This is a genomic window from Sphingomonas sp. 320_CC, from assembly GCF_059691795.1.
Map to the genome: position 1 here is coordinate 679,103 of NZ_JCAWAE010000002.1, position 23,090 is coordinate 702,192.

23 protein-coding genes are annotated in these 23,090 nt (G+C 67.2%); 10 read left to right on the forward strand and 13 right to left on the reverse strand.

Features of this window, described 5'->3' with window-relative positions; all coding sequences use genetic code 11:
• Positions 1-363 precede the first annotated feature (363 nt).
• The 5 genes from AC59GX_RS10100 to AC59GX_RS10120 are packed head-to-tail and all read left to right on the forward strand — an operon-like array spanning position 364 to position 5,846.
• Positions 364-1,428 (forward strand): type III polyketide synthase, encoded by a 1,065-nt coding sequence (locus AC59GX_RS10100; RefSeq protein WP_426283255.1) that lies wholly within the window; start codon positions 364-366, stop codon positions 1,426-1,428.
• Complete coding sequence (locus AC59GX_RS10105; protein ID WP_426283253.1) at positions 1,425-2,105, forward strand: methyltransferase domain-containing protein; 681 nt, start codon at positions 1,425-1,427, stop codon at positions 2,103-2,105. Before AC59GX_RS10100 ends, AC59GX_RS10105 begins: the two co-directional genes overlap by 4 nt.
• Complete coding sequence (locus AC59GX_RS10110; RefSeq protein ID WP_426283252.1) at positions 2,084-3,172, forward strand: NAD(P)/FAD-dependent oxidoreductase; 1,089 nt, start codon at positions 2,084-2,086, stop codon at positions 3,170-3,172. The genes AC59GX_RS10105 and AC59GX_RS10110 overlap by 22 nt, the downstream gene beginning before the upstream one ends.
• A gap of 44 nt (positions 3,173-3,216) precedes the next feature.
• Positions 3,217-3,627 carry a peptide-methionine (R)-S-oxide reductase MsrB gene (gene msrB, locus AC59GX_RS10115; RefSeq protein WP_426283250.1) on the forward strand — a complete coding sequence of 137 codons (411 nt, stop codon included), beginning with the start codon at positions 3,217-3,219 and terminating at the stop codon, positions 3,625-3,627.
• A gap of 44 nt (positions 3,628-3,671) precedes the next feature.
• Entirely contained in the window at positions 3,672-5,846 is a 2,175-nt protein-coding gene (locus tag AC59GX_RS10120) for a transglycosylase domain-containing protein (RefSeq protein WP_426283248.1), read from the forward strand.
• Here the strand turns inward: AC59GX_RS10120 and AC59GX_RS10125 are convergent.
• Genes AC59GX_RS10125 through AC59GX_RS10135 form a run of 3 tightly spaced genes read right to left on the reverse strand, consistent with a single transcriptional unit; the run spans position 5,822 to position 7,524 of the window.
• Positions 5,822-6,496: a M48 family metallopeptidase gene (locus tag AC59GX_RS10125; protein ID WP_497301634.1), complete on the reverse strand. Its 675-nt coding sequence runs from the start codon at positions 6,494-6,496 to the stop codon at positions 5,822-5,824. The two genes, AC59GX_RS10120 and AC59GX_RS10125, sit on opposite strands and share 25 nt — an antisense overlap.
• 15 nt (positions 6,497-6,511) lie before the next feature.
• On the reverse strand, positions 6,512-6,946 hold the full coding sequence (locus tag AC59GX_RS10130) for a YcgN family cysteine cluster protein (protein WP_133020171.1): 435 nt from the start codon (positions 6,944-6,946) through the stop codon (positions 6,512-6,514).
• Positions 6,943-7,524 carry an SCO family protein gene (locus AC59GX_RS10135; protein WP_426283243.1) on the reverse strand — a complete coding sequence of 194 codons (582 nt, stop codon included), beginning with the start codon at positions 7,522-7,524 and terminating at the stop codon, positions 6,943-6,945. Before AC59GX_RS10135 ends, AC59GX_RS10130 begins: the two co-directional genes overlap by 4 nt.
• A gap of 79 nt (positions 7,525-7,603) precedes the next feature.
• Here AC59GX_RS10135 and AC59GX_RS10140 point away from each other — a divergent pair, with 79 nt between their 5' ends.
• Positions 7,604-8,212: an ankyrin repeat domain-containing protein gene (locus AC59GX_RS10140; RefSeq protein WP_244647334.1), complete on the forward strand. Its 609-nt coding sequence runs from the start codon at positions 7,604-7,606 to the stop codon at positions 8,210-8,212.
• Positions 8,213-8,357: 145 nt separating this feature from the next.
• On the opposite strand, the gene AC59GX_RS10145 is transcribed toward AC59GX_RS10140, so the two are convergent.
• From AC59GX_RS10145 to tsaD, 3 genes are read right to left on the reverse strand one after another with little or no spacing between them, the layout of a single operon-like run.
• Entirely contained in the window at positions 8,358-8,855 is a 498-nt protein-coding gene (locus AC59GX_RS10145; RefSeq protein WP_056064776.1) for an MmcB family DNA repair protein, read from the reverse strand.
• A gap of 59 nt (positions 8,856-8,914) precedes the next feature.
• Positions 8,915-9,892 carry an NAD(P)H-dependent glycerol-3-phosphate dehydrogenase gene (locus tag AC59GX_RS10150; protein WP_426283240.1) on the reverse strand — a complete coding sequence of 326 codons (978 nt, stop codon included), beginning with the start codon at positions 9,890-9,892 and terminating at the stop codon, positions 8,915-8,917.
• The gene (tsaD, locus tag AC59GX_RS10155) at positions 9,889-10,914 is read right to left on the reverse strand and encodes a tRNA (adenosine(37)-N6)-threonylcarbamoyltransferase complex transferase subunit TsaD (RefSeq protein WP_426283238.1); all 1,026 of its coding nucleotides are present in this window, start codon (positions 10,912-10,914) and stop codon (positions 9,889-9,891) included. The genes AC59GX_RS10150 and tsaD overlap by 4 nt, the downstream gene beginning before the upstream one ends.
• A 64-nt stretch (positions 10,915-10,978) precedes the next feature.
• On the opposite strand from tsaD, the gene hemC reads away from it, so the two are divergent.
• Together hemC and AC59GX_RS10165 are read left to right on the forward strand one after the other, a co-directional pair.
• Positions 10,979-11,884, forward strand: coding sequence for a hydroxymethylbilane synthase (hemC, locus tag AC59GX_RS10160; RefSeq protein ID WP_426283236.1), 906 nt, complete (start codon positions 10,979-10,981; stop codon positions 11,882-11,884).
• The gene (locus tag AC59GX_RS10165) at positions 11,881-13,539 is read left to right on the forward strand and encodes a uroporphyrinogen-III synthase (protein WP_426283235.1); all 1,659 of its coding nucleotides are present in this window, start codon (positions 11,881-11,883) and stop codon (positions 13,537-13,539) included. The genes hemC and AC59GX_RS10165 overlap by 4 nt, the downstream gene beginning before the upstream one ends.
• Before the next feature lie 311 nt (positions 13,540-13,850).
• Here the strand turns inward: AC59GX_RS10165 and AC59GX_RS10170 are convergent, their stop codons facing one another.
• The 7 genes from AC59GX_RS10170 to glmM all read right to left on the reverse strand — a co-directional run bounded on the left by AC59GX_RS10170 (position 13,851) and on the right by glmM (position 20,735).
• A complete protein-coding gene (locus tag AC59GX_RS10170; RefSeq protein WP_056064245.1) occupies positions 13,851-14,735 on the reverse strand; it encodes a bestrophin family protein in 885 nt (294 codons plus the stop codon).
• Between the two features lie 80 nt (positions 14,736-14,815).
• Positions 14,816-15,871, reverse strand: coding sequence for a dihydropteroate synthase (gene folP / locus AC59GX_RS10175; protein ID WP_497301636.1), 1,056 nt, complete (start codon positions 15,869-15,871; stop codon positions 14,816-14,818).
• A gap of 140 nt (positions 15,872-16,011) precedes the next feature.
• A complete protein-coding gene (locus AC59GX_RS10180) occupies positions 16,012-17,151 on the reverse strand; it encodes a site-specific DNA-methyltransferase (protein ID WP_426283231.1) in 1,140 nt (379 codons plus the stop codon).
• Between the two features lie 176 nt (positions 17,152-17,327).
• Positions 17,328-17,966 carry a ribonuclease HII gene (rnhB, locus tag AC59GX_RS10185; protein ID WP_497301637.1) on the reverse strand — a complete coding sequence of 213 codons (639 nt, stop codon included), beginning with the start codon at positions 17,964-17,966 and terminating at the stop codon, positions 17,328-17,330.
• On the reverse strand, positions 17,954-18,841 hold the full coding sequence (thiD, locus tag AC59GX_RS10190) for a bifunctional hydroxymethylpyrimidine kinase/phosphomethylpyrimidine kinase (protein WP_426283227.1): 888 nt from the start codon (positions 18,839-18,841) through the stop codon (positions 17,954-17,956). Before thiD ends, rnhB begins: the two co-directional genes overlap by 13 nt.
• Positions 18,842-19,179: 338 nt before the next feature.
• A complete protein-coding gene (locus tag AC59GX_RS10195; RefSeq protein ID WP_056064261.1) occupies positions 19,180-19,395 on the reverse strand; it encodes a DUF1272 domain-containing protein in 216 nt (71 codons plus the stop codon).
• Positions 19,395-20,735, reverse strand: a complete 1,341-nt coding sequence (gene glmM, locus AC59GX_RS10200) for a phosphoglucosamine mutase (RefSeq protein ID WP_056487731.1) — start codon at positions 20,733-20,735, stop codon at positions 19,395-19,397. Before glmM ends, AC59GX_RS10195 begins: the two co-directional genes overlap by 1 nt.
• A gap of 69 nt (positions 20,736-20,804) precedes the next feature.
• Here glmM and AC59GX_RS10205 point away from each other — a divergent pair, with 69 nt between their 5' ends.
• Positions 20,805-22,079: a dicarboxylate/amino acid:cation symporter gene (locus tag AC59GX_RS10205; RefSeq protein ID WP_426283225.1), complete on the forward strand. Its 1,275-nt coding sequence runs from the start codon at positions 20,805-20,807 to the stop codon at positions 22,077-22,079.
• Positions 22,054-23,046, forward strand: coding sequence for an aldo/keto reductase (locus AC59GX_RS10210; RefSeq protein WP_426283223.1), 993 nt, complete (start codon positions 22,054-22,056; stop codon positions 23,044-23,046). Before AC59GX_RS10205 ends, AC59GX_RS10210 begins: the two co-directional genes overlap by 26 nt.
• Positions 23,047-23,090 lie beyond the last annotated feature (44 nt).

Consider the following 23,090-nt stretch of genomic DNA (forward strand, 5'->3'; position numbering starts at 1 on the left):
ATACGGACTGAGACACCCCAACCTTCGAACTAAACGCCAAAACCTCAGTGCTGTCCTGCCGATTTGTTAAATGCGGAAACGCACGTCAACAAATAGAACTATATCTAAGTATGATATTCAAACTTATTTTATATTAATCAAATCGTTATGGGTCTTATAAGCTCGCCAGCTGTCCATTTTGGGTTTGGATGAGAACCACGAACCGGTATATTTTTAGCAACGCGCAAGTTAGGGTTGAGGATGCTTTAGGGCCAACATATCGCTTCAGACGCGAAACCGATTTGCGACGAACAGATATAGCGTGCGTCCCATAGTCCGATCGAACGTGCCATGCGTTGGGCGTCGATCGCAGGAAAGGGTATCGTGTCCGCTTATCTCAACGCCGTAGGGTCCGCCGTTCCCGGTCACGATATCCATGCGGCGTTCATCGCCTGGGCGCGAGGGCGCGTCGATGCCCGAGCCGAGCGCGTGTTCGACCGGATGGCGTCGCGATCGGGCATCGGCCACCGCTGGTCGGTATTGCCGCCGACCGCGGACGGTGGCTCACCGGTCGACGATGCCGGCTTCTACGCGACGGAACCCCATCCGGGGACGAGCGCGCGGATGGTCCTGTATGCCGAGCATGCGCCCGACCTCGCGATCCGCGCGATCGAGGCGTTGCGCGAGAAGGTCGCGGTCGAGGGCATCACGCATCTGGTCGTGGCCAGTTGCACGGGCTTCGTCGCGCCGGGGATCGACCAGATCATCGCGCGCAGGCTTGGTCTTTCGTCGAGCGTGGAGCGGCTGCTGATAGGCTTCATGGGGTGCTACGCGGCGATCGTCGCGTTGCGGAGTGCGCGGCATATCGTTCGCTCCGAGCCCGGCGCGCGCGTGCTGGTCGTCACCGTGGAGCTGTCCACGCTGCACCTGCAACCGGCCAACGACATCGAGGCGCTGCTGGCGATGCTGCAATTCGGCGATGGTGCCGCGGCGGCGCTGGTGACGGCGGATGCGACCGGGTTCGCGCTCGAAGCGCCGTTCGCCGCGTCGTTGCCCGATAGCGAGACGCTGATCCGCTGGGACGTCACGGATGCGGGCTTTGCGATGCATTTGTCGGGCGAAGTGCCGGGACGGATCGCCGCCGCGCTGTCCGACGAGGATTTCCGTGCGATCGTGAGTGCGGGGCAGCCGCCGGAATCGATCGATGGCTGGGCGGTCCATGCCGGCGGGCGATCGATCCTCGATGCGGTCGAGCATGCGATGCATTTGAACCCCGACGCACTGGCGGCGTCGCGGCAGGTGCTGGCGGACAATGGCAACATGTCGTCGGCGACCTTGATGTTCGTGTTCGAGCGATTGCTCGCCGGGCCGCCCGTGGAGCACGGCGTGGCGCTCGCGTTCGGGCCGGGGCTGGCGGCGGAGGGCTTCGGGTTCCGGAGCGCCGCATGAGCCTCGCGGTCCGCAGCCAGGCCGAAGAGCTGATGGACGCCGACGATCTCGATGCGGCGACCTATGCCGACGTCGTGGGCGATCTCGCGACGGTCAACACGGTGACGATGGCGCGCCGGCCGACGCTCGACTTTCTCGCGCGGGCGACTGCGGGGCGGAAGAGTTTCCGGTTGCTCGACGTAGGGTTCGGCGATGGCGACATGCTGCGCCGGATCGCAAATTGGGCGAAGGCGAAGGGTATCGAGGCGGAGCTGGTCGGGGTCGACCTGAACCCGCGCAGCGAACAGGCGGCGCGGGCGCATGGCGGCGACATCCGCTACGTCACGGGCGACTATGCCGACCTTGCCGGCGAGCCTTGGGACGTGATCGTCAGCAGCCTCGTCGCGCATCACATGAGCCACGACCAGTTGATCGCGTTCCTGCGGTTCATGGAAGGACATGCGAGTGCAGGATGGTTCGTCAACGACCTCCACCGGCACGGCTTCGCGCATTGGGGCTTCCCGGTTCTTGCGACGATCGCGCGCTGGCACCCGATCGTCCGCCACGACGGCACGCTGTCGATCGCGCGCAGCTATCGCCCAGACGAATGGCCGCCGCTGCTCGCCGAGGCCGGCATCACCGAGGCGAAAGTCCGCCGCGTATTCCCGTTCCGGTTATGCGTCGAACGCCTGCGCTAATCGTCGGCGGCGGACTCGCCGGGGCCGCGACCGCGATCTGCCTCGCGCGTGCCGGCCGGCCGCATCTGCTCGTTGAGCGATCGCGTGAGACCGGCGATGCGATCTGCGGCGGGTTCCTGAGCTGGCGGACGCTGGAGACGCTCGACGGACTCGGGATCGATCCCGACACGTTGAACCCCGACCGCGTGACGCGGGCCCGTATTTTCGCGGGCAATCGCCGTGCGGAGGCCGCCCTTCCCCATCCGGCGGTCTCGGTGTCGCGTCGTCGGCTTGATACAGTGCTGTTGGCGGAAGCCGAACGGCTCGGAACCCCGGTCGAGCGCGGGATCACCGTGCGCGAGATCGACGCGACGAGCGCACGGCTCGCAGACGGTGCGACGATCGCGACCGACGCGCTGTTCCTCGCCAGCGGCAAGCATGACGTACGCGGCATGGCGCGTCCCGAAGACGCGCGTGGCGACGACCCGACACTGGGAATACGGGTCCGGATCGCCCCCTCGCCTACCCTCAGCCGAGCGCTCGCCGATGGCATCGAACTGCATCTGTTCGACCGCGGCTATGCCGGGCTGGCGATGCAGGAGGACGGCACCGCGAACCTGTGCATGGCGGTGCATCGTTCGCGGCTCCAGGCGGCAGGGTCGCCCGCGCAATTGCTCGAAACGCTGGGTCGAGACATGCCCGCGCTCGGCGAATGGATCGCGCTGATCGCGCCGACCGCGTCGATCGATGCGATCGCCAACGTCCCTTACGGCTGGCGCCAACGCACCGGCGTCGACGCGATCTTCCGGCTCGGCGACCAAGCGGGCGTGATCCCTTCGCTCGCTGGCGAGGGGATGGGCATCGCGCTCGCCAGCGGCGTTGCGGCTGCGCGCGCCTACGAAAAAGGCGGCGCCGCCTCCGCCGCGCAGTGGCAGGAGACGTTCGCTCGCCGCCTCGCCCGCCCGATAGGTATCGCGAGCATCGTCCGTCACATCGCCGAAAGCGAACGCGCCGCGTGGCTGCTTCCGTTCATGCGGCCCGCACTGATCCAGGTCATCGCGAACGCAACCAGAATGGGGCAATATTGAAATCCGTCCCGCCAGCACGACCCGCCAGCAAGAGATGCATGTCCATGAATCAACTCAATCTTTCCGAGGCCGAATGGCGCAAGCGGCTGTCCCCCGAACAATATCACGTACTGCGCGAAGGTGGCACCGAGCGCGCCTTTGCGGGCGTCCTCAACGACAACAAGGCCGACGGCATCTATCGGTGCGCGGCGTGCAGCAACGAACTGTTCGACAGCGCCGACAAATATGATTCCGGCTCCGGCTGGCCGAGCTTTACCCAGCCGATCGGTCCCGACGCGGTCACCGATCACGCCGACCGCAGCCACGGCATGACCCGCATCGAGACGCGGTGCGCGCGCTGCGACAGCCATATGGGCCACGTCTTCCCGGACGGTCCGCCGCCGACCGGGCAGCGTTATTGCATGAACTCGCTCTCGCTCGAATTCCGGCCGCGCAAAGCGAACGTCGCGGCCTGATGTCGCTTGTAGGGCGGGACCATCGCGCGTAATTCTGCGGCCACATGGCTCGTACGCGTTCTGCTCCCCCGTCCCGTCGGTCCCCAACTCCCCCGGCGTCACGCTGGCGGCGGCGGCTGGTCGTCTTTCTCCAGGTCATGGTCGGGATCGGCGTCCTCGCGCTCGGCGCGCTGGCGATCGCGGTCTATATCGCGATGTCGCAGCTCCCCAGTTTCGACAGCCTGAAGTCCTCGCCCAACGGCCAGATGATCCGCGTCCATGCCGCCGACGGCACGGTGATCGTGTCGATGGGACCGAGCTTCGGCGAGTGGCTGCCTTACGGGCAGATCCCCAAGGTGATGCGCGACGCGACGGTGTCGGTCGAGGATCGGCGCTTTCGCTCGCATATCGGCGTCGATCCAGTCGGCATCGCGCGCTCCGTGAAGGTGCGGTTCGATCGCGGACACTGGACGCAAGGGGGATCGACGATCACGCAGCAGCTCGCGCGTACCGTCTTCCTCAACAACCAGAAGAAGTTCGGGCGGAAATTCCGCGAGGGCATCCTGGCGTTCGCGCTCGAATGGAAGTTCTCGAAGGATCAGATCCTCGAACTGTATCTGAACAAGGTCTATTATGGCGGCGGCGCCTACGGGATCGACGCGGCTTCGCGGAAGTTCTTCGGACACGGTGCGGATCATCTTAGCCTCGCCGAGGCTGCGGTCATCGCCGGCCTCGTCAAGGCGCCGTCCAACTATTCGCCGACCGCCGATGCCGAGGCCGCAATGGGCCGCGCCGGGGTGGTGCTGGAGACGATGCAGGAAACCGGCGCGATCACCGCGTCGGAGGCTGCCGATGCCGACGTATCCGGGCTGAAACTCGCGCCCGAGCCCAAACAGAACAGCGTGCGGTACTTCACCGACTGGGCGCTGCCGCAGCTCGATACGCTGATCGACGAGACGACCGAGCCACTCGAGGTGTGGACGACGCTCGACCTAACGATGCAGCGCCAGGCAGATGACGCGATCCGCGCGAATGCGCCTCCTGGAGCACAGGGCGCGCTGGTCGCGCTCGATCGTGGCGGCGAGGTCCGCGCGATGGTCGGCGGCAAGGATTACGTCTCGTCGATCTACAACCGCGCGACACAGGCGGTCCGCCAGCCGGGCTCGTCGTTCAAGCTGTTCGTGTACCTCGCCGCGCTCGAGGCTGGCCACAAGCCTGAGGACTCGATCGTCGACGAACCCGTCACGATCAACGGCTGGAGCCCACGCAACGATTCGCGGCGCAATTCCGGCGCGGTCTCGTTGCGGACCGCATTCGCCTATTCGCTCAACACCGTCGCCGCCAAACTCGGGCAGGAGGTCGGCTTCAACACGGTCGCCGACATGGCGCGGCGGTTCGGGATCACCACCCCGGTCAACGTCCATCCGTCGATGGTGCTCGGCACGTCTGAGGTCCGCGTGATCGACATGACGCGCGCGTTTGCTTCGGTCGCCAACAAGGGCGTTGCGGTGACTCCGTACGGGATCACGCGCGTGACCGCTAACGGCCAGACGATCTACACGCACGAGGTCGACCGCAGCCACGTGCTCGTCGCACCCTATGTCGCCGCCGAGATGACCGACCTGTTGCAGACCGCGGTCAACACCGGCACCGGGCGCGCTGCGCAGATCGGCCGCCCAGTCGCGGGCAAGACCGGCACCACCACCGCATCGAAGGACGGCTGGTTCCTCGGCTTCTCCAGCGGCATCACGACCGGCGTGTGGATGGGCCGCGACGACGCCAAGCCGATCGCCGGCCTGCATGGCGGCACCGCGCCGGCAAAGGCATGGGCGGCGTTCATGAAGCCTGCGACAGCCAACCGTCCGATCGAGCAGTTCGATACGAAGGTCACGCTACCCGAATGGCAGCTCGAGCCCGACGAGGAGAGCTATTTTGGCCAGCCAGACAATGGCCAGATGGCGGTCGACGCGGACGGCAATCCGATCGAGCAAGGCCAGCCGCCGGTGCCGACCGACGCGCAGACCGGCGACACGATCCCGCGGCCCGATGCGGATCAGCCCGAGGTGGCACCTGCTCCGCCTCCACAGCAGATGAACCAGGATTGGATCGACCGGGTCACCGGGCGTGAGCGGCGTGAGCCGTCACCGGCTGGCCGGCAACCTCTCCAACGCGATGTGCCACGCGACCAGGTGCAGACGCAGCGCTTCCAGAGCGATCAGGAAGAGCGTCCGAACCAGTGAAGCTCCGCGCCGTGCGTGCGTAGCCAGACGCGCGCGGGCGTCGGGTCTTCGCCGTACAATTGCTCCACGAGTGCGTGGAAGACCGGCGCGTGGTTCATGTGGACGCGGTGCGCGACTTCGTGCGCGACGGTGGCGCGACGGACCCAGCTTGGTGCGAGGATCAGCCGCCAGCTGTAGCGGATGATCCCGCTCGGCGCGCAGCTTCCCCAGCGGCCCTTGGCATCGCCGACCGCGACCTGCGCGACGCTGACCTTCGCCTTGGCGGCGTATTCGGCGGTCTCGGTCTCCAGCACGGCGAGCGCGGTGCGTTTGAGCCATGCTTCGACGCGACGGGCGATGGTTTCGGCCGGACCGGACAACGACAGGACCGAGCCTTCGCGGACCACGGTTCGGCGGCTGCCCGGCGTCCACTCGATCGTCAGGGGCTCGTCGGCGACGGCAAGGACCGCGCCGGGCACGAACGGGCGCGGCTGGGGGAGAAGCGCGCGCTGTTCGGCGATCCAGCCCGCCTTGTCTTCCGCCCACGCCAGCGCCTGCTTCAACGCTGCGCGCTTGGGAAGGACGAGCCTTGCCCGGCCACTCGCGGGATCGATTGACAGTCGCGCGCGGCGTGCGCGCGGGTGACGGACGATCTCCAGGCCCTCGATCATCGGGCTATCACTGCGTCACAGTTCCCGGTCGATGACGTGGTATTCGAGCTCGCCGGCCTCGTCCTCGCTGATCGTCCAGCCACGGACCGATTGCTTGGCGCGGTGGACGGCCTCGCGGTCGCCGCAGACGAGGTAATGCCATTCGGGCAGTTGCTCGCCGGCTGCGCGCAGGCGGTAGGCGCAGGTCGACGGCAGCCAGTCGATCCCGCGGACGTTGCCGGTCGTCAGCCGCACGCATTCGGGCACATAGGCGTGGCGGTGGCGGTAATCGGAGCATTGCCCGCTGCGCCGGTCGAGCAGGCGGCACGAGACGTTGGTCGCGACGAGCTCGCCGGTATCCTCGTCCTCGAGCTTGTGGATGCAGCATTTGCCGCAGCCGTCGCACAACGCTTCCCACTGGCCGCGATCGAGCTGGTCGATCGGCGTATCTTCCCAGAAGCGCGCGCTCATCGAGCCCAGCGCTTGATTTCCGTCACCACTGCGTCGGGCCCTTGTTCCTGCGGCAGCAAAGCGAGGGGCTTGCCGTCCGGGTCCATCAGATAGGCCTGGCGCGAGTGGTTTACGAGGTAGCCGCCGCCGGGGGAGGCGTCGCCCTTGCTCGAATAGACCGCGTATTCGGTCTTGATCCTGGCGATCTGGTCGTCGGTGCCGGTCAGCCCGACCATGCGCGGGTGAAACGCGGAGACGAACTGCTTGAGCACCGCGGGGGTGTCGCGCGTCGGGTCGACGGTCACGAACACGGGCACGATCTTCGCGGCGAGCGCGGGATCGCTCGCCTCGAGCTTTTTCACGGCGGCGCCGATCGCCTGGACATCCGTCGGACACACATCGGGACAGAAGGTGTAGCCGAAATACATGATCCGGTATTTGCCGTCGAAGTTGCGCTCGGTAACAGTCCGCCCGTTCTGGTCGGTCAGCGTGAAGGCGCCGCCGATCCGCGCACCTTCGAGCGGCGGTTTGGCGGGCGGTGCCGAGGCGGTGCACGCGGATAAGGCGAGTGCCGGTATGAGAAGGAAACGGAGGGTCATGGTCCCGCCAGCCTTGATCTGTTCGCTACTGCGGCGCAAGCGTCACCCTATATCCAGGACGAACCAAGGAAGTCTCTCGATGCGTATCCGCCTGATGCTCGCCGCTACCCTCCTGACGCCTGCGCTCGCCTGCGTCGCGGCGCCCGCGTTCGCGCAAGGCCAGTCGGAGGGGTACAAGTTCCTGTCCGCGGTGCGCGATGCGAAGAACAACGAGGTGCTGGAGATGCTCGGCAAGCCCGGCAGCAACATCATCAACACGCGCGACGTGACCAGCGGGGAGGGCGCGCTCCACATCGTCATCAAGCGCGGCGACGAGGTGTATCTGCGCTTCCTGCTGCAAAAGGGCGCGGATGCGAATTTGCGCGACGGCAAGGGCAACACGCCATTGCTGCTCGCCGTGACGCTGGGTCAGACGAACATGATCCCGATCCTGACCGCGGCTGGGGCGAATCCGAACCTCGCCAATTCGGCGGGCGAGACACCGCTGATCCGCGCGGTGCAGCGTCGCGATGTGGGCATGATCCGGGTGCTGCTTGCCGAGAACGCCGACCCCGACCAGGCGGACATCATGGCGGGCATGTCCGCGCGCGCCTATGCCAAGCAGGATGGACGCAACCCGATCGTGAGCAAGCTCCTGGAAGATGCGCCGAAGAAGGTGCGCAAGGCCGTGTCGGGCCCGAAGTTCTGAGTTTTGAAGTTCTGATCCTCCCCCGCCAGGGGGAGGTGGCTGGCGCTTGCCAGACGGAGGGGGAGGAATGGGTAACAGTCGTTGCGTGTTCCTCCCCCTCCGTCACCTGCGGTGCCACCTCCCCCTGGCGGGGGAGGATTTAGTGTCAGAACGCCAACCCGTCGGCGTCCGGGTCCATTTGCGCGATCAGCCGCCGTGCCGCGCGCCGGGCGAACGCCAGCGTACACCGTTTCCGCACATGCGCGGGCAGCGGCACGGTATGCGCCTCGCGCACGATCGCCGCGTCATAGCGGTCGGCGACGATGATCCCGGTACGCTCCGGCAGGAACGCGGGCCCGTTCAGCGGCCCGACGTCGAACCCGGCCGGGACCGCCCAGAAATACCGGTCGCAATGCCCGAGATAATCCGGCCACTTCCCGTCGCCTAGCAGATCGGCACGCGACACCTTGATCTCGACGATCACGATCTGGCCGCGCGCGTCCACCGCCATCAGGTCGGCACGGCGGCCGCCATCGAGCGGGACTTCGGTCATCGCGGTGAGATCGTGGCGCAGCAACATCCGGATCACGCCGCGCGCTACGTCGGCCGCACATAAGGGTGATCCAGGTTCGTCGATGCAGGAGTCCGGCGGCATATCGAGCATGCGGCGGAAATAGAACAATCCGCGAACGAGGCAAGCCCATTCGCGGATTGGTCGCGTCGTCAGCCCGCCTCGCCCTTCAGCGGCCGGGCGAGCAGATCGCCGATAACGTCGCTCACCGGAGCGCCCTCCAGCAGTCGGCAGACGGCTTCGGTGATCGGCATGTCGACGCGCGCGTCGCGCGCCGCTTCGCGCAAGACGGGCGCGGTGAAGGCGCCTTCCGCGACGGTCCGGCGATCTGCCAGCAAGGTCGCCGCCGACTCGCCGCGCCCGAGGCCGACACCCAGCGAGAAGTTGCGCGAACTGGTCGAGGAGCAGGTCAGCACGAGATCGCCCAGCCCGGAAAGCCCGGCGAGCGTCTCCGCGCGCGCGCCGCGTGCCAGCCCAAACCGCGTCATCTCGGCGAACCCGCGCGCGATCAACGCGGCGCGCGCGTTCTGGCCGAGCCCTGCCCCCTCGACCACACCGCAACCGATCGCGAGGACGTTCTTCACCGCGCCACCGATCTCCGCACCCGCGACGTCGGTCGAGGCGTAGGTGCGGAAATGGCGGGCCGCGAGGCGTGTCGCGAGCCGCTCGCCGAGCGCCGCATCCTCGCAGGCCAGCGTCACTGCGGTCGGTAACCCGGCAGCAACTTCGTGCGCGAAGGTCGGTCCCGAGAGCACCGCGATCGGCGCATCGGGATGTACCGCGCGCGCGACCTCGCCGACGAGACGCTTGCTCCCCGCCTCGATCCCCTTCGCGCAGAGCACGAGCGGAATGCGGCCGATCGGGGCGGCCGCGAGCACGCTGCCGACGTGCTGGGCGGGCGCGACGACGAGGATCGCATCCATGTCCGCGAGCGCGGCGAGGTCGTCGGTCGCGCGGATCCCCGGCGACAGCGCGACGCCGCCGAGGAACAGCGTGTTCTCATGGGCAGTGTTGATCGACTCGACCACCGCGCCCTCGCGTGCCCACAGGATCACCTCGCGACCACCATAGGCCGCGACCTGAGCCAGGGCCGTGCCCCACGCGCCGCCTCCGATGACGCCGATTTTCATGCCTTCACCCCTGCGCCACGCACGGCTTCGGCATTCGGATCGAGCGGCCAGCGCGGACGCGCGGCGACATCGAGCGGATCGGTGAGGCCCGCGGCGAACCGCTCGGCCCCCGCCCAGCCGATCATCGCGGCGTTGTCGGTGCACAGCCACAAGGGCGGCGCGACGAAGCGGAGCCCGTGCGCAGTTGCGAGCCCCTGCAACGCGGTACGGACCGCCGTGTTGGCCGCGACTCCGCCCGCGACGACGAGCGCGGTGGCGCCATGCGATGTCCGCAGAGCCTTGGTCGTGCGGTCGATCAGGCAGTCCACCACCGCCGCCTGGAACGAGGCGGCGATGTCCTCGGACGAATACTGGCCGACCACGCGCGCGACCGCGCTCTTCAGTCCGGCGAACGAGAAATGCGGCTCGGCCGAGCCTTTCAGTGGCCGCGGGAGGGGGACGGCCTTGGGATCCCCCAACGCCGCGGCCCGTTCGACGGCAGGACCACCGGGGAAGCCGAGGCCGAGCAGTTTGGCGGTCTTGTCGAAGGCCTCGCCCGCCGCATCGTCGATCGTCGTGGCAAGGCGCCGATACGCACCGACGCCCTCCACCAGCAGCAACTGGCAATGCCCGCCCGACACTAGCAGCAGCAGGTATGGGAACTCGAGGTCCGGGTCCGACAGGCGCGGCGACAGCGCGTGGCCTTCGAGATGATTGACCGCGATCAACGGCTTGCCCGCGGCGTGCGCGAGCGCCTTGCCGGTGACGAGCCCGACCATCACCCCGCCGATCAACCCCGGCCCCGCGGTCGCGGCGATCGCGTCGACATCGGCCAGCGTCAGCTTCGCGTCGGCCAGCGCCGCGACGATCAACGGCTCCAGCGCCTCGACATGCGCGCGCGCGGCGATTTCGGGGACGACGCCGCCGAACGGTGCGTGCGCCGCTTCCTGTCCGAGCAGCCGGTGCGCCAGAACCTGCCGGTCGCCGGTGACGAGCGCGGCGGCGGTTTCGTCGCAGGAGGATTCGATGCCGAGAATGATCATCGCGTGTCTGTATAGGCCTGCGTGAAGCTTGTCGAAGGGGGCCCCTTTCTGCATGGCATCCAGCATGACAGTTTTTCGGCTCGGTACGCGCGGTTCGCCGCTGGCGCTCACCCAGGCAGGCCTGGTTCGCGATGCCCTGTGCGCGGCACATGGCTGGTCGGCGGACAAGGTCGAGACGGTCGTGATCCGAACGACGGGCGACCGCGTGCAGGATCGCGCGCTCGCCGAGATCGGTGGTAAGGCGCTGTGGACCAGGGAACTCGATCGCGCGCTGCACGACGGCGACATCGACTGTGCGGTGCATTCGATGAAGGACGTCGAGACCATCCGGCCGCACACGCTGAGAATCGCCGCGATGCTGCCGCGCGCCGACGTGCGCGATCGGCTGATCGGAGCGGAGACCTTCGCCGACCTGCGTCCGGGCGCCGTCGTCGGCACGAGTTCACCGCGACGCCGCGCGCAGATGCTGAGGCTGCGGCCCGACCTGGAGATCGTTCTGATCCGCGGCAACGTCGACACGCGGCTCGGCCGGGTGGCGAGCGGCGAGATGGACGCCACGCTGCTCGCCGCCGCCGGGCTCGATCGCCTCGGGCGCGACGACGGCCATGCGATCCCGACCGATATCATGCTGCCCGCGCCGGCGCAGGGCGCGGTCGGGATCGAGGTTCTCGACGGCAGTGCCGCGCATGCGATCGTCGCCGCGATCGACCATGCCGACACCAGCCTGTGCGTGCTGACCGAGCGCGCGTTGCTCGCCCGGCTCGGCGCGGACTGCCATTCGCCAGTCGCGGCGCTCGCGTCGCTGGCAGGCGAGACGCTGACGTTGCGCGCCGAGCTGATCGCCGAGGACGGGACATGCGATGTCGCCGGATCGATCGAGGGCGGTGCCGGCGAAGACCTGGGTACGATGCTGGCGGTCGACCTTCTCACGCGCGCGCCGGCCAGCGTCCGTCGGTTGTTCGCGGCATGACGTCGCCCCACGCGGTCGTCGTCGTGCGGCCGGAGCCTGGCAATGCGCGGACTGCGGCGGCGCTGCGGGCGCTCGGGCTCGACGTGCGGCAGGTTCCACTGTTCGCCGTAACGCCCGTCGACTGGAGCGTACCGGATCCGGCGGGGTTCGACGGACTGTTGCTGACCAGCGCGAACGCGGTGCGGCATGGCGGTGCAGGACTGGACGCGTTGAAGCGCATGCCGGTGATCGCGGTCGGCGCTGCGACGGCAGCAGCGGCGACCGACTCGGGCTTTGCGGTCGCGGTCACCGGATCGGGCGATGCGCGCGATGCCGTCGCCGAAGCGCGTGATCGTGGTTTTGCGCGACTGCTGCATCTTGCCGGGCGCGATCGTGCCCCGACCGACGACGGGGTCGAGGCGGTCACCGTCTATGCCAGCGATGCCGTACCGATCGACGCAGCGGTGGCGCGATCGTTCGCCGATACCGTCGTGCTGCTGCACTCCGAACGCGCCGCGACCCGGCTGAAGGAGGTGCTGGATATTCCGGGCATCGACCGATCCGGCATCGAGATCGCCGCGATCAGCGCCGCCGTTGCCGAAGCGGCCGGAACCGGCTGGGCGACCGTCTCGATCGCGCCGCAACCGAGCGATCCAGCGCTCGTCGCGCTGGCTGCTGCACGTGCGAACATACGCGCGATTGACCATCCGGTGCGTGGCGGGGATAAGCACGCCATGAGCGACCATGTGCCGACCGATCGCCCACGGGCACGCGGACCCAGAATGGGCGTCATCATCGCCCTCACCGCGCTCGCGTTCATCGCCGGGCTCGGGCTGATGGCCTATGCGGCGAGGAAGCTGCCCTGGTTCGGCGCCACGGCGTCGACCACCGCTGGCGCACCCGTCGCAGGCCAGAAAGCCGCCGCGGGCAATTCCGGGTATATCCCGTCGCAACCGCTCGGCCCGGATGGCCAGCCCCAGGCGGCCGCGCCGGTCGACACCGCCGTGCTGGCAACCCGCGAGGCGACGCTGGCGGGCCAGTTGACCGCGCTCGAGGCGCGCACCGCAGCGATCACCACCGACGCAGCCGCAGCCGGTGGGCAGGCGACGCGCGCAGAGGGGCTTCTGGTGGCGTTCGCCGCGCGCCGTGCGCTCGATCGCGGGGTCGGGCTCGGCTATCTTGAGGAACAGTTGCGCCTGCGGTTCGGCCAAGCCCAGCCGCGTGCGACGATGCTGCTGATCCAGGCTGCGCGCCAACCGGTGACGCTCGAGGACCTGCGCCAGGGCCTCGATGCGATAGCGCCGGACATCACGAGTTCGACCGGCGAGAACTGGCTCGATACGATCCAGCATCAGATCGATTCACTGGTAGTCTTGCGCAAGGCGGGCACGCCCTCGCCGATGCCTGCCGACCGCCTCGCACGCGCGCGCCGACTGCTTGGCGCTGGCCAGGTCGAGGCGGCCCGCGCCGAAGTCGCTCGCCTCCCCGGCGCAGCCCAGGCCGGCAACTGGATCGACGCGGCACGACGCTATGTCGTCGCCCGCCAAGCGCTCGACCTGATCGAGAACACGGCATTGATCGGCCAGGCGGGACAGCCGCAACCGGCGCCGGTCGTCATGCCAACGCCACAAACGGCAACCGAAACGGACACCGCCCCGGACCCGTCGGGTATCTGAGCTGAACTCGTTTTCGCTGGTGAACAGCGATCGACGGCCAATGGCTTTGCATTCGGCTGTCGGCTGTCCAAGATTCGACGGCGAGACCGTTCGATCTCTTTCCGATTGCATGATAGCTCTCGAATAGCGTCGTACCGACAAATCGTCCCAGGAACACCCACGGGGTCACGCACTGAAGTCGGCGGTGTGTTTCGATCTACGACTGTCCGGAACCGATTTTGCGTGATCCGGCCTTAATTTTCTTCGACGCGCCAGCGGGACAGCCGTTCTGTAGAGGAGGTCGACGCTCCATGGCGCCGACCTTTGTGTTCCTACCACAGCACGCCGCGGACAGGCTGCAACGGCTCTGGAGCCTCGTCGCCGATCGCCTGGAGGAGGTCGATCTCGATCGTTCGGCACATTGCGTTCAGCGGGACGTCGTGGATCGTGTCCGCGAACGGATCGACCAGATCGTCGCCGATCTGCAGCACGGCCAGGAACATCAGCCCGGCGATCGTCGAGCCGATCGGCGTCGCGAACCCAAGCGTCTCGACTAGACCGATCGGCAATAGGATGCAGAACAGCCGCGTGAAGATGCTGGGGAAAAAGCGATACTGGTTTGGCAGAGGCGTGTTCTTGATGCGCTCCATGCCACCCTGCGCGTTGGCGATATCGACGAGGATCGCCTCGAATTGCGTCTGCTGGATGGTGTCGATCCAGCCGTTGCGGCGCGCTATATCGATTCGGCGGCCGGTGCCGTCGAGCAGGCCATTGGCGATATTGGTGCGATCGAGCGCGAACGACGCCTCTTCCTTCGACAGGAAGCGCAACACTTCGGGCGGTGCGGGCTGCTTGCGCAACTGACAGCGCAATGCGTTCACATACGCGATCTGGCGGAGCACGATCGTCCGCTTCATATCGTGGCCTTCGGGCTCTGGCAGCATGTTGCGCGCCATTCGCGCCAAATTGCGCGAGGCATTGATCATCAGGCCCCACAGCCCGCGGCTTTCCCACCAGCGCTGATACGCGGAGTTGTCGCGGAAGCCGAGGAACAGCGCCAGCGCGGTACCGAACAGCGTCAAGGGCAGGGCCGGCGCATGAAACGGCAGGACGTAATAGGTGATCGTGACGACGACGTCCCAGACGAAAAGACCCAGCAGCGGGCGCCAGACCTCGCTCAAAATTTGACTGAGGCGCGGTGTTGCAGTGACGATCAAACGAAAGCTCCCTTGTTAACAGGGCTTTTAATGGGCGAAGAGACGTTTCGCTGCAATGCAGCGACGATCAGCCGCCCCGCTTAGCCGCCAACGAGCGACTGATCGCGCAGACCTCGCCAGATCTTCACCGCCTGCACCGTCTCTGCGACGTCGTGGACGCGCAGGATCTGGACGCCGGCCTCGGCGCCCTTGAGTGCCAGCGCGAGCGAACCAGCGAGGCGCTGGTCGACCGGCGCTTCGTTCGATAGCGCGCCGATCAGACGCTTGCGGCTGGCGCCGAGCATGATCGGACAGCCGAGCCCGTGGAAGATCGCCAGACCGTTGAGCAGCGCGAGGTTCTCGGCGAGCGTCTTGCCGAAGCCGATGCCGGGATCGACCATGATCCGCGTGGCGTCGACGCCACCCGCGACGACGGCGGCAATTCGGGTTTCGAGGCAGTCGAACACGTCGGTCAGGACGTTGGTGTAGCCGCCGTTGCCGTGTCCGCCTTTCTTCGGGTCGGGCGAGTGCATCAGGACGACGGGGCAGCCACTTTTTGCGACAACATTCAGCGCGCGGTCGTCCCACAGGAGCGCAGCCACGTCGTTGACGATGTGCGCGCCGGCAGCGAGCGTCGCCTCCATGACCGCGGCCTTGCGCGTGTCGACCGAGACGATCGCACCGGCGCGTGCGAGGCGTTCGACGACGGGGACCAGACGAACGATCTCGTCGCCTTCCCAGACCGCGGGAGCGCCGGGACGGGTGGATTCCCCGCCGACGTCGATCAGCGTGGCCCCGACTGCGGCCATGTCGATTCCCGCGGCGGCCGCTGCGGCTGGGTCGTCGACATGCTTGCCACCGTCGGAGAAGCTGTCGGGGGTGACGTTGAGGATGCCGGCGACGATCGGCTGGTCGAAACGGAGTGTGCGTTCGCCGAATTGCAGTGCGGCGCGGGGGGTGGTGATGGCGGCGTGGAGGTGCGCGGCGCGCTCGCCCAGCGTTGCGACTTCGGCGACAGGGATGGTGCGGCGGGCGCGGCCTTCGATCACTTCGTACGCGGCGAACCACTGCATCCCGCCCGCCAGGCGCGCGACGCTGTTGTCTTCGTGGCCGATCGGGGTGTCGACGAACTGGACGGGGCGGAGGTGGAGGCTCATCGATCTACTCCGTCAGCGGGGCGTGTCGGATATGATCGTTCGCTCTCCCGGCCAAGCGCGATTTGTTTCCCCGCGAAGGCGGGGACCCAGACTGGACTCCCGCCTTCGCGGGAGAACATTGCAGGGCTACCCGGTGTTGTTCAGATCGTGTTCGCCAGCAAATACGTCTGGCGAAGGTCGTCGATCGGTTTCAGCCCCTTGTCGCTTTCGTAGTGCCAAAAGCTCCAGCCGTTACAGGCGGGGGCGTTCTGGAGCGTCGAGCCGAGCTTGTGAATCGAGCCGATCGTGCCGCAGTCGCTGAGCAGCGAGCCGTCCGCGCGGATCGTCGCGCGCCAGCGGCGCTTCGAGTCGGTCAGCACCGCACCGGGGGCGAGATACGCGTTCTCGACCAGCACGCCGAACGCGACTTTGGGCTGCGTGCGGGGGCTCATCATCGTCGCGAGTGCCGATTCGTCCAGCGGAAGAGCCGCCTCGATCCGTTCCTGCGCGGCTTCGATGTAGTCGCCTTCGCGGTCAATGCCGATCCAGTTGCGACCGAGACGCTTGGCGACCGCGCCGGTGGTGCCGGTGCCGAAGAACGGGTCGAGCACGACGTCGCCGGGCTTCGTGCACGCCAGCAGGATGCGGTAGAGCAGCGCCTCGGGCTTTTGCGTCGGATGGACCTTGGTGCCGTTCTTCTTCAGCCGCTCGCCGCCGCCGCAGGTCGGGAATTCCCAATCGCTGCGCATCTGGAGTTCGTCGTTGAGCGTCTTCATCGCGCGGTAGTTGAAGTGGTATTTCGCCTTCTCGCCCTTCGACGCCCAGATCAGCGTTTCATGTGCGTTGGTGAAGCGCGTGCCGCGGAAGTTCGGCATCGGGTTGGTCTTGCGCCAGACGATGTCGTTGAGGATCCAGTAGCCGAGATCCTGCACCGCCGCACCGACGCGGAAGATGTTGTGATAGCTGCCGATGACCCAGAGCGCGCCGTCGTCCTTGAGGATCCGGCGTGCTTCCTTGAGCCAGGCGCGGGTGAAGCGGTCATAGGCGGCGAAGGTGTCGAACTTGTCCCAGTCGTCGGTGACCGCGTCGACGTGGCTGCCGTCGGGGCGGTAGAGTTCACCGCCGAGCTGGAGATTATAGGGGGGATCGGCGAAGATCATGTCGATCGAGTTCGACGGGAGCGCCTTCATGTGCTCGATGCAGTCGCCGCGCAGGATCTGGTCGAGCGGAAGGACGGCTTGAACCGCCGGCTCCACTGCCTTTTTCGCACGCGGCCGTGCGATCGTGTCGATCAAACCCATGTTTTCCGCCCCTTATCGACGCCCATAGCGGCGGAATTGTCCGACTCCGTCAAGCAAACATTCGTTAACGGCGTTTCGATGCGATTCCGTCGCTGCGACCAAACGAGTCGCCGTTGCCCAGATGTTGAGTCGTGGGAGACTCGCGGCTCAAGCCCTTGGGGTGTGGCGCGAAAGACTCAGCTCGTCGTTTCCTGTGCGAAAAGTCCCTCGCGCGCCAGATAGGCGGCGGCGACGGGGGCGAAACTGCGGCGGTGAATCGGCGTGGGACCGTGATCGCGGAGCGCCTTCATGTGGTGCGCGCAGCCATAGCCCTTGTTCGAATGCCAGTTATATTCGGGGTGCACGTCGGCGGCGGCGATCATGATGAGGTCGCGCGTGTGCTTGGCGACGATCGAGGCGGCGGCGATCGACAGCGACTTCGCATCGCCGCCAACGAGGGGCGTGGCGGGGTAGGTCCAGCGGGGCAAGCGGTTGCCGTCGACGAGGACGTGGCCGGGGGCCTGGCCGAGTTCGATCGCCAGCGCGTCGACCGCGAGCGTCATCGCCTTCATCGTCGCCCAGTAGATGTTGAGCGAGTCGATCTCGTCGGGCTGGACGATGCCGATGCCGACGATCGCACAGCCTTTGAGACGGGCGCAGAGCCGTTCGCGCTCCGAAGCGGAGAGCTTCTTCGAATCGTCGATACCGCGGGGGACGCCTTTTGCGGGGAGGATCACGGCGGCGGCTACGACTGGCCCCGCGAGCGGGCCGCGGCCGGCTTCGTCGACACCGGCGACGGGGCCGACGCAGAGCTTTTCGTGTTTCATGCCGGGCATTGGCGGTCTTTCCACTGGTCGAACGGGCTGGGGCCGAGGGCGTGCCCCATTGGGCCGTGGCCTGCGCCTAGCCCCGGTGCGTTGGCAAGCGCGGCGCGGACGAACGCGATGGCGCGCTCGATTGCGGCGTCGAGCGGCAGGCCTTGGGCCAGCCCGGTGGCGATGCCGCTGGCGAGCGTGCAGCCGGTGCCATGCGCGTGGCGCGTTTCGATGCGGGGATTGGTCCAGCGGGTTTCGCCGGCGTCGGTGACGAGGCGGTCGGTGATGTGGGGGCCTTCGGCGTGGCCGCCTTTTATGAGGACGGCCGGGCCTAGTGCGCGGATTGCTTGCTCGCCGCCCAGGGCTATCAGTTCTGGGAGGTTGGGGGTTACGAGCGTGGCGATCCGCATGAGGCGAGTGAAGGCGGCGATCGTGTCGCGGTTCGCGAGGACGGAGCCGGAGGTCGCGATCATTACCGGGTCGAAGATGATGGGAAGTCTGCTCCCTGCCCTGGAAGGGAGGGGTTGGGGGTGGGTTGGCTTGGGGCTGGTGTCGCGCTTACCCAGCGGCCTACCCACCCCCGGCCCCTCCCTTTCAGGGAGGGGGGAAAGACGCTCTAGATATGCAGCGACCGCATGCGCCGTTTCAGCGGAGCCGATCATGCCGATCTTTACGGCGTCGATGCCGATGTCCGAAACGACCGAGTTCATCTGCGCGAGGACCATGTCGGTGGGGATCTGGTGGACCGCCTGCACGCCGAGCGTGTTCTGTGCGGTGATCGCGGTAACGGCCGTCATCGCGTGGCCGCCGAGCATGGTTACCGTCTTGATATCCGCCTGAATTCCTGCGCCGCCGCCCGAGTCGGAGCCGGCTATTATGAGAACCCGCGCTGTCATAAAGTGTCCCAGATCGGGGCGAAGTGCACGAAGTGCAGACGCTGGCGCGGGTCTGCACTTTGCCTGAGGCGGGGTTGGAATGGGGATGTCGGACTGGGGTTGGCGCAGTTGGCGGTCATGGTGTGCGCTATGGCATGATCGGTCGGATGTAGGACAGGGGTGCTGGACATACGCCTGCATCCACCCCGGCGGAGGCCGGGGCCCAATTGGGAGACGTTGCTAACCGCGGACTGCGATCTGTTACCTGGACCTTTCCAACTGGGCCCCGGCCTCCGCCGGGGTGGTAGGAGGGGTTGGGGTGGCAACAAGGAGCGAGGTCGCGCTTACCCAACCGGCGCCTAGTGCCGCCGCGCGCCCGCCGGCTTTTGCGGTGGCGCCTCGCCCAGCCTTGTCGGCCGATCGAGCAATTCGCCGCCGCAGTTCGGGCAGCGCTCGTCGAGTGCGTCCGCGCATTCTGCGCAGAAGGTGCATTCGAACGAGCAGATGAACGCGCCAGGTGCATCGGCGGGCAAGTCGGTGGTGCAGCGTTCGCAGGCGGGGCGCATCTCGAGCATCAGGCGGCCGCCTTCCGGACGGCGTCGCAGATGCGGTCGACGACGCGCTCGACCTGGGCCGGGTCGTCGCCTTCCGCCATCACGCGGATCACCGGTTCGGTGCCCGATGGACGGATGACCAGACGTCCGTTGCCGGCCAGTTCTGCCTCGGCCTGCGCGATCACCGCCTTTACGGCATCGTCATCGAGCGGCTTGCCACCGGCGAAACGGACGTTCTTGAGTAATTGCGGCAAGGGTTCGAAGCGGTGCAGCACTTCGCTCGCCAGTGCGCCCGAACGCTTGACCTCCGCCAGGATCTGCAGCGCCGCGACCAATCCGTCGCCGGTGGTCGCATAGTCGGACAGGATGATGTGGCCCGACTGCTCGCCGCCGACATTGTAGCCGCTCGAGCGCATCTTCTCGAGCACGTGGCGGTCGCCGACCTTGGTCCGGACGAGGCCGAGGCCCTGCGCCGCAAGGTGGCGCTCCAGGCCCAGGTTCGACATCACCGTCGCGACGAGGCCACCGCCCGCAAGCCGCCCCTGCCGCGCCCAGCTTGCCGCGATCGTCGCCATCAACTGGTCGCCGTCGACGATCGTGCCGGTCTCGTCGACGACGATCAGCCGGTCCGCGTCGCCGTCGAGCGCGATGCCGATGTCCGCGCCGCTGGCAACCACCGTCTCGGCGAGCGTCTGCGGCGCGGTCGAGCCGACGCCGTCGTTGATATTGGTACCGTTGGGGGTGACGCCGATCGCGACGACGTCCGCGCCGAGTTCCCACAGCGCCGACGGTGCGACCTTGTAGGCGGCGCCGTTCGCGCAATCGATCACGACCCGCATGCCGTCGAGGCGAAGATTCTCGGGGAAGGTCGACTTGGCGAAGTGGATGTAGCGACCCTGCGCATCGTCGATGCGGCGCGCGCGACCGATCTGGCTGGACGGCACGAGCGGGATGTCGCCGTCGATCAGCGCCTCGATCGCTTCCTCCGCTTCGTCCGACAGCTTGTAGCCGTCGGGGCCGAACAGCTTGATGCCGTTGTCCGCATAGGCGTTATGGCTAGCAGAGATCATGACACCGATATCGGCGCGCATCGAATGGGTGAGCATCGCGACCGCGGGTGTCGGCATTGGCCCGACCATGACGACGTCCATGCCGACACTGGTGAACCCTGCAACCAGTGCGGATTCGAGCATATAGCCAGACAGCCGCGTGTCCTTGCCGATCACGACGCGGTGGCGGTGATCGCCGCGCAGGAAGTAGGCGCCGGCGGCCATGCCGACCTTCATCGCCATCTCCGCCGTCATCGGCGAGACATTGGTGGCGCCACGAATGCCATCGGTGCCGAAGTATTTTCTTGCCATCGCGTCCGCTTTCCGTCCCGTATCGGTGTCCGAAGCCGTTGATAGCGCGGTCGAACACGAAGGGCGAGCATGTCGCAGACTACACGGATTCTGGCGGCCCTGATCGGTGGCATCGCGATGGGCATCGCTGCGGCGGCCTGGTCGCCGGCGAACGCGATCGCTGCGACGGCGGTGACGCAACCGATCGGCTCGGCGTGGCTGCACGGGTTGCAGATGGTGATCGTGCCGCTGGTCGTCGGGCTGCTCGTGACCGGTATCGGCGCGACGACCGAGGCCGCGCGCGCCGGGCGAATCACCGTGCGCGCGATGGTGATGATCGTCGTCATCCTGTGGAGCACGACGATCATGTCCGCGCTGGTCATGCCGTTGATCCTCGATGCCTTCCCATTGCCGCACGCGCTCGGCTCCGCACTACGCGCTGCGCTGACGGGCGCCGCGCCGGTCGGGCCGGTGCCGGGGATCGGTGCGTTCTTCGACACGATCGTGCCGACCAACATCGTCGCGGCCGCCTCCAGCGACTCGTTCCTGCCGCTGACCGTCTTCGCGCTGACCTTCGCGTTTGCGGTGACGAAGCTGCCCGACGATCGTAGTCGCATACTGACCGGTTTCTTCCAGGCGGTCGTCGACGCGCTGCTGATCATCATCAAGTGGGTGCTGAAGCTGGCACCGATCGGCATCTTCGCGCTCGCCTACGGGGTCGGCGCGCGCACCGGTACGGCGGCGTTCGGCGCGCTGCTGCACTATATCGTCTGCGTCTCGACAATCGGCTTCATCGTCCTGCTCGCCGCCTATCCGATCGGGATGATCGGCGGGCGGGTCGGCTTCGGCCGGTTCGCGCGCGCGGTCGCGCCGGCGCAGGCGGTGGCGATCAGCACGCAATCGTCGCTCGCCTCGCTGCCGGCAATGCTGAAGGCCTCGACCGATCTCGGCGCGTCGCCCGCCACCGCAGGGATCGTCCTGCCGCTGTCGGTCGCGGTGTTCCGCGCGACCAGCCCGGCGATGAACCTCGCAGTTGCGCTCTACGTCGCGCACTGGCTGGGGCTGCCGATCGGACCTGGGCAGATGGCGGCGGGCGTGGCGACCGCGGCGATCACCACGATGGGGTCGATCTCGCTGCCCGGCACGATCAGCTTCGTCGCCTCGGTCGCGCCGGTGGCGCTGGCGATGGGCATCCCGCTCGAGGTGCTGGGTCTGCTCATCGCAGTCGAGACCATACCCGACCTGTTTAGGACCGTCGGGAACGTGACGATGGACACCGCCGTTACCATCTCGGTCGCGGCGCGGTCCGATCACGGGAACGGCGCTCAGGAGATTCCGCATGAAGTATCGCACGCTCGGCCCTGATTTCGAGGTTTCCGCGCTGGGTCTCGGCTGCATGCCGATGGCCGGCATCGGCAAGGGCATGTACGGCGAGGCGAACGCCGACGAGAGTATCGCCACCATCCACCGCGCGATCGAGCTGGGCGTGACGCTGTTCGACACCGCCGAGATCTATGGCCCGCTGGTCAATGAGGAACTGGTCGGCAAGGCGATCCGGGGCAAGCGCGACGGCGTCGTGATCGCGACGAAGTTCGGGTTTCGGTATGACGAGAACGGGATGACGGGGGTGGACTCGACGCCGGCCAATGTGCGGCGGGCGTGCGAGGGATCGCTGAAGCGGCTTGGGGTCGAGACGATCGATCTGCTCTACCAGCACCGCGTTGATCCGGGCGTGCCGATCGAGGATACGGTCGGCGCGATGGGCGACCTCGTACGCGAGGGCAAGGTGCGGCATCTCGGGCTGTCGGAGGCTGGGCTCGATACGATCCGGCGGGCGGCGGCGACGCATCCGATCGCGGCTTTGCAGAGTGAGTATTCGCTTTGGGAGCGCGATGTGGAGGACGAGATCCTGCCGCTGTGTCGCGAGCTGGGGATCGGGTTCGTGCCGTATTCGCCGCTGGGACGCGGGTTTTTGACGGGGCAGATTACCGCTCGGTCGGATCTGCCGGAGGGTGACTATCGTCGCAACGATCCGCGGTACTCGGAGGAAAACTTTGCCAAGAACATGGAAATGGTCGCGGTGGTGAAGTCTATCGCCGACGCACATGACGCTTCGCCTGCGCAGGTGGCGCTCGCGTGGCTGTTGGCGCAGGGCGACGACATCGTGCCGATCCCGGGGTCGAAGCGCCGGGTTACGCTGGAGGACAGCATGAAGGCGGCGGATATTGCGCTGAGCGCGGACGATCTGGCGAAGCTGGATGCGGCGGCGCCGAGGGGTGGGACTGCCGGGCCGCGTTACGGCGAGAAGGCGATGTCGATGACGCGGATCTGACACCTAACTCCCCTCCCGCTTGCGGGAGGGGTCGGGGGAGGGGC

Coding starts and splice junctions, on each gene's coding strand:
- AC59GX_RS10105 (WP_426283253.1), top strand. CDS start 1,425: ATGAGCCTCGCGGTCCGCAGCCAGGCCGAAGAGCTGATGGACGCCGAC.
- AC59GX_RS10110 (WP_426283252.1), top strand. CDS start 2,084: ATGCGTCGAACGCCTGCGCTAATCGTCGGCGGCGGACTCGCCGGGGCC.
- msrB (WP_426283250.1), top strand. CDS start 3,217: ATGAATCAACTCAATCTTTCCGAGGCCGAATGGCGCAAGCGGCTGTCC.
- AC59GX_RS10120 (WP_426283248.1), top strand. CDS start 3,672: ATGGCTCGTACGCGTTCTGCTCCCCCGTCCCGTCGGTCCCCAACTCCC.
- AC59GX_RS10125 (WP_497301634.1), bottom strand. CDS start 6,496: ATGATCGAGGGCCTGGAGATCGTCCGTCACCCGCGCGCACGCCGCGCG.
- AC59GX_RS10130 (WP_133020171.1), bottom strand. CDS start 6,946: ATGAGCGCGCGCTTCTGGGAAGATACGCCGATCGACCAGCTCGATCGC.
- AC59GX_RS10135 (WP_426283243.1), bottom strand. CDS start 7,524: ATGACCCTCCGTTTCCTTCTCATACCGGCACTCGCCTTATCCGCGTGC.
- AC59GX_RS10140 (WP_244647334.1), top strand. CDS start 7,604: ATGCGTATCCGCCTGATGCTCGCCGCTACCCTCCTGACGCCTGCGCTC.
- AC59GX_RS10145 (WP_056064776.1), bottom strand. CDS start 8,855: ATGCTCGATATGCCGCCGGACTCCTGCATCGACGAACCTGGATCACCC.
- AC59GX_RS10150 (WP_426283240.1), bottom strand. CDS start 9,892: ATGAAAATCGGCGTCATCGGAGGCGGCGCGTGGGGCACGGCCCTGGCT.
- tsaD (WP_426283238.1), bottom strand. CDS start 10,914: ATGATCATTCTCGGCATCGAATCCTCCTGCGACGAAACCGCCGCCGCG.
- hemC (WP_426283236.1), top strand. CDS start 10,979: ATGACAGTTTTTCGGCTCGGTACGCGCGGTTCGCCGCTGGCGCTCACC.
- AC59GX_RS10165 (WP_426283235.1), top strand. CDS start 11,881: ATGACGTCGCCCCACGCGGTCGTCGTCGTGCGGCCGGAGCCTGGCAAT.
- folP (WP_497301636.1), bottom strand. CDS start 15,871: ATGAGCCTCCACCTCCGCCCCGTCCAGTTCGTCGACACCCCGATCGGC.
- AC59GX_RS10180 (WP_426283231.1), bottom strand. CDS start 17,151: ATGGGTTTGATCGACACGATCGCACGGCCGCGTGCGAAAAAGGCAGTG.
- rnhB (WP_497301637.1), bottom strand. CDS start 17,966: ATGCCCGGCATGAAACACGAAAAGCTCTGCGTCGGCCCCGTCGCCGGT.
- thiD (WP_426283227.1), bottom strand. CDS start 18,841: ATGACAGCGCGGGTTCTCATAATAGCCGGCTCCGACTCGGGCGGCGGC.
- AC59GX_RS10195 (WP_056064261.1), bottom strand. CDS start 19,395: ATGCTCGAGATGCGCCCCGCCTGCGAACGCTGCACCACCGACTTGCCC.
- glmM (WP_056487731.1), bottom strand. CDS start 20,735: ATGGCAAGAAAATACTTCGGCACCGATGGCATTCGTGGCGCCACCAAT.
- AC59GX_RS10205 (WP_426283225.1), top strand. CDS start 20,805: ATGTCGCAGACTACACGGATTCTGGCGGCCCTGATCGGTGGCATCGCG.
- AC59GX_RS10210 (WP_426283223.1), top strand. CDS start 22,054: ATGAAGTATCGCACGCTCGGCCCTGATTTCGAGGTTTCCGCGCTGGGT.